This is a genomic window from Capnocytophaga sp. oral taxon 329 str. F0087, from assembly GCF_000213295.2.
Classification (GTDB): Bacteria; Bacteroidota; Bacteroidia; order Flavobacteriales; family Flavobacteriaceae; genus Capnocytophaga; species Capnocytophaga leadbetteri_A.
Window position 1 is genome coordinate 1 of sequence record NZ_KN390024.1, and the last position, 4,767, is coordinate 4,767.

A 4,767-nucleotide genomic window follows, 5' to 3' on the forward strand; every position below is an offset into this window, starting at 1 on the left:
GCTATATTTCCTTGATGTGAATTAAGGTTTGTTAATATTTTCTTATAAATATCATTTGCATTAATAGCTATACCATTTCCATTTGTTAAAAATGCTTCTACTATTGCAATAATGAATTTTTTTTCTACAGATTTTGGTATTTTCAAATCATCACCTACAAGTCTAAGAAGTTGTCTAGCAAGGGCTGGTTCTGTATAAAAATTATTAAACCCTCTATGAGCGGAAAGGAACTCATCAATCGTATTATCTATTTCCATTGTTCTCAATGGATCTGGAATATTACTTTCAGCATTAACTATTTGTAAAAATTGTCTTGATAGTTTTTTCCCTATTTGATTATTATTTGCTGTATAATCGGCATATCTTAATCCAAAAGTATTTTTGACTTCTTCACTAACTCTTCCCCATATATTAGGTAGAAGTTTGTTTATATTTTGATGAGTTTGATTATCTGTTTCGGACTTTACATATATACCAAAAAAGCCAGATGCCAGATTATTTATTTGTTCTTGTGTTAATTCTGCTGTAAATAAAGCAATTTCTTCTGCATCTTTATCTGATATAGAAGTGTTTTTGACTCCTTGTAGTAAGTGTTTTATACGGACTGTTATGTTTGATATAGGTAAAGTAATAACTTCTTTTATGCAAGTTTCTAACCAATCTATTAATTGTAATCCTCTAATTTGGCTATTATTTGGGTGTGCTGCACTAGCCCAATTTCTCATATAGTTAATATATTCAAGATGTTTAAATCCTAAATCTGATATTAGTCCTATTTCTTTAGCTCCTTTTATGAGGTCGTAATCATCTATTTTATCTAAATCACTTTCATCTTTTACCCTTTTTCTCTTCTCTCCAGAAACAGCATTATCGTAAAAGAATTCAATATCATATTGAGATACTCTTTTTCTTATTTGCAGTATAGTTTCATTCCAGAGATAGTTTAAAGCTGCATCAAAAAGTCCTGAAGCTGTACTTGCTATAAACTTTGAAAGATATATAGATTGCTGTCTATCTTGTAAAGGAATTTGATTTAACACATTACTCAAATTCTTAAATACTTTTCCTCTCTCTTGAGTCTCTACAAAAATATTTTCTACAGGTAAAGAATGTAAGGTGAGAACATCTTTCAATCCTTCTTCAAAATTACTTAATACAGTCAACCCTTTATTGTAGTTCTGTATTTCCTGTGGTAAGTTACTCATATTTTCCATAGTATTTTTATATAAATTAAAAAAATTAATCATTCAGTTTGAGCACAGCCATAAAGGCACTTTGTGGAATTTCGACGTTGCCGACTTGGCGCATACGTTTTTTACCGGCTTTCTGTTTCTCTAAGAGCTTACGCTTACGCGAGATGTCCCCTCCGTAACATTTGGCAGTAACGTCCTTACGCAAGGCTTTGATGGTCTCGCGCGAGATGATTTTAGCCCCAATAGCTGCCTGTATCGGGATGTCGAACTGCTGGCGCGGTATCAGTTCACGTAGCTTCTCGCACATCTTCTTACCTATATTATAAGCATTATCGGCGTGGATAAGAGCCGAAAGCGCATCTACCGACTGCGAGTTGATAAGAATATCGACCTTTACAAGGTTAGAAGCACGCATTCCGATAGGGGAGTAGTCAAACGAGGCATAGCCCTTGCTCACCGTTTTGAGGCGGTCGTAGAAGTCAAACACTATCTCGGCCAAAGGCATATCAAAGTTTAGCTCTACACGCTCAGGGGTGAGGTAGTGTTGATTGGTTATCTGTCCGCGTTTTTCTATACAGAGCGACATTACTTGCCCTACAAAGTCCGATTTGGTAATGATACTCGCCTTGATGTAAGGCTCTTCTACACGGTCTAATTTGGAAGGGTCGGGCAGGTCTGATGGGTTATTAACGATAATCGCTTTTTCAGGTTCTTTCTTGGTAAAGGCGTGGTAACTAACGTTAGGCACGGTGGTAATGACGGTCATACCGAACTCGCGCTCTAAACGCTCTTGCACAATCTCTAAGTGTAGCATACCCAAGAAACCACAACGGAAACCAAAGCCCAAAGCCGCCGAACTCTCTGGGGTAAACACCAGTGAAGCATCGTTTAGCTGTAGCTTTTCCATTGAGGCGCGTAGCTCTTCGTAATCTTCGGTGTCTACCGGATAGATACCCGCAAATACCATCGGTTTTACGTTCTCAAAACCGTCAATAGCCTCCTTACAGCCATCTACTGCCGAGGTAATAGTATCGCCCACTTTCACCTCGCGCGCATCTTTAATACCGGTGATAAGGTAGCCCACATCGCCGGCACTAATCACTTGCTTAGGCACTTGGTTGAGCTTGAGGGTGCCTACCTCATCGGCATCGTAGGTCTTGCCGTTGGACATAAACTTGATTTTCTGCCCTTTGCGTATCTCGCCATTCATCACGCGGAAGTAAGTTTCGACCCCGCGGAAAGAGTTGTACACCGAGTCGAAGATAAGCGCTTGCAGCGGTGCTTTAGGGTCGCCTTTAGGGGCAGGGATACGCTCTATAATAGCCTCCAAAATAGCCTCTACGCCCAAGCCCGTCTTACCGCTGGCAGGGATAATATCCTCAGGCGAGCAGCCCAGTAGGTCTACTATATCGTCTTTCACCTCCTCAGGGTTAGCGCTGGGTAGGTCTATTTTGTTGAGTATGGGTATGATTTCAAGGTCGTTTTCAAGAGCCAAATAAAGGTTAGAAATCGTCTGAGCCTGAATGCTTTGGGCTGCATCTACTATCAGTAGCGCCCCCTCGCAAGCCGCTATAGAACGCGATACTTCGTAAGAGAAATCCACGTGACCGGGGGTATCGATAAGGTTAAGGATATAAGTTTCGCCTTTATACACGTACTCCATTTGTATAGCGTGGCTTTTGATAGTGATGCCGCGCTCGCGCTCCAAGTCCATATTATCTAGCAATTGGTCTTGTTTTTCGCGTTCGGTTACGGTTTGGGTAAAGTCGAGAAGGCGGTCAGCAAGGGTACTCTTGCCGTGGTCAATATGTGCAATAATGCAGAAATTACGGATGTTTTTCATCGGGTATTACGATTTCGCTATTAACTATTATAATTAAAGGGGCAAATATACGAATAATTAGCAAATTAGCAAAATTAGCAAAATTAGCAGATTAGCAAACTTTAATCACCGAACGAGATATGAGTGTAGGATCAGTGTAGGATCAGTGTAAGATGAGTGTAAGATCAATATACTTTGAATAAATTATTTTTATTACTTTTGCCTCCTAAAAATTAAGAAAAACTAATGAACACTAACAATTGGAAAAAAAGTCTGAACGACTTCGGACAGCAAGGCACGCCCTGTCTGTTTATTATTGATTACAAAGGAGAAAACGGACAGGTATTTCCGCTCTCTGAGCTTCCGAGCGATATACAATTCTCTTTTTCAGAAGAGAAAAAAGCAGATGCGACACCTATCGCTATAGAAAAACACCCTGTTGCTTACCCAGAGTTTGAAAAAGCCTTCAATAAGGTGCATTCTCATCTGAAAAATGGCGATACTGAGCTTGTAAATCTCACTTTTGCTACCGAAATATCGGCTGTTTCACTGCCCGAAGTGTATCAGAATGCTTCTGCTAAGTACAAAATGCTATACAAAGACGATTGGGTGTGCTTTTCGCCCGAGATATTTGTAAAAATAGAAGATAATTTGATAAAAACCTATCCGATGAAGGGGACTATCAGTGCTACTCTCCCCGATGCCGAGGCTACTTTATTGCATAATGAAAAGGAAATTGACGAGCATCATAAGGTGGTGCGGCTCTTGTCTGACGATTTGCAAAAAGTAGCTACTAATGTGCATACCACTCGCTTTAGGTATGTAGATGTTATCAAAAAATCTACTGGCGACCTCCTTCAGACTAGCTCCGAAATAGTAGGGGAGTTGCCTGCCAATTGGCAAGAACATTTAGGCGATTTGTTGGCGGCTATGCTTCCGGCAGGCTCTATAGCAGGAGCCCCTAAAGAAAAATCGGTAGCGGTAATTGACGAAGCAGAAACTTACGAGCGCGGTTTTTATACCGGTATTGCGGGTGTTTTTGACGGCAAGACGGTAGATAGTTTTGTGCTGATACGCTTTATAGAGCGCATAGGCGACCGCTATTTCTACAAGAGTGGTGCAGGGATTACTGCCCAAAGTAAGCCGCTAAATGAGTATAACGAGATTATTGAGAAAATATATATACCTATCTGATGCCTCACCAATTTATTGAAACGATAAAGCTCGCTGACGGATGTGTTTTTCATTTAGCATATCACCAAGAGCGCGTATGTAATACTTTTTCGCATTTTTTTCCTAACGAAAAGGTACTTTCGCTGTCGGATATCATTGAAAAAATACCCTTACCTACCCAAGGGAAGCACAAAATACGCATAGTATACGGCAGCGAATGCCCCACGATAGAGGTTCTTCCTTATCAAATACGCTCTATTGCTACTATTAAGTGCGTAGAAGCCGACTTTTTGGACTATAGCTATAAGTTTTTAGACCGCACTTTCCTCAACAACCTAAAGGAAAGTGCGGGTACTGATGAGGTTATCTTTGTTAAAAACGGCAAGGTAACCGATAGTAGCTATGCTAATATTATCTTTTTTGACGGACGACAATGGGTTACGCCCTCTACCTATCTTCTTAATGGCACCTGTCGTCAGCGATTGCTTAAAGAAGGCAAAATAAAGGAAGCCCCTATACACTACACCGATATTCATCACTTTGAACAAATAGGCTTTATAAATGCTATGCTCGATATAG

General features: G+C 40.1%; 4 protein-coding genes. 2 read left to right on the plus strand and 2 right to left on the minus strand.

The features are described 5' to 3' along the window. Together HMPREF9074_RS08790 and lepA are read right to left on the minus strand one after the other, a co-directional pair. The coding region (locus HMPREF9074_RS08790; protein ID WP_034540327.1) for a hypothetical protein at positions 1-1,214 on the minus strand (1,214 nt) is incomplete at its 3' end. A 25-nt stretch (positions 1,215-1,239) separates the two neighbouring features. Beyond that, positions 1,240-3,036 (minus strand): translation elongation factor 4, encoded by a 1,797-nt coding sequence (gene lepA, locus HMPREF9074_RS08795; protein ID WP_009392639.1) that lies wholly within the window; start codon positions 3,034-3,036, stop codon positions 1,240-1,242. Positions 3,037-3,261: 225 nt separating this feature from the next. Here lepA and HMPREF9074_RS08800 point away from each other — a divergent pair, with 225 nt between their 5' ends. Together HMPREF9074_RS08800 and HMPREF9074_RS08805 are read left to right on the plus strand one after the other, a co-directional pair. After that, complete coding sequence (locus HMPREF9074_RS08800; RefSeq protein WP_009392638.1) at positions 3,262-4,209, plus strand: aminodeoxychorismate synthase component I; 948 nt, start codon at positions 3,262-3,264, stop codon at positions 4,207-4,209. Further along, positions 4,209-4,767 (plus strand): aminotransferase class IV (locus HMPREF9074_RS08805; protein WP_034540323.1); only part of this gene is annotated, 559 nt, incomplete at its 3' end. The genes HMPREF9074_RS08800 and HMPREF9074_RS08805, both read left to right, overlap by 1 nt.

Excerpts from the sequence above, each read along its gene's own strand:
- lepA (WP_009392639.1), bottom strand. The coding sequence starts at position 3,036 with ATGAAAAACATCCGTAATTTCTGCATTATTGCACATATTGACCACGGC.
- HMPREF9074_RS08800 (WP_009392638.1), top strand. The coding sequence starts at position 3,262 with ATGAACACTAACAATTGGAAAAAAAGTCTGAACGACTTCGGACAGCAA.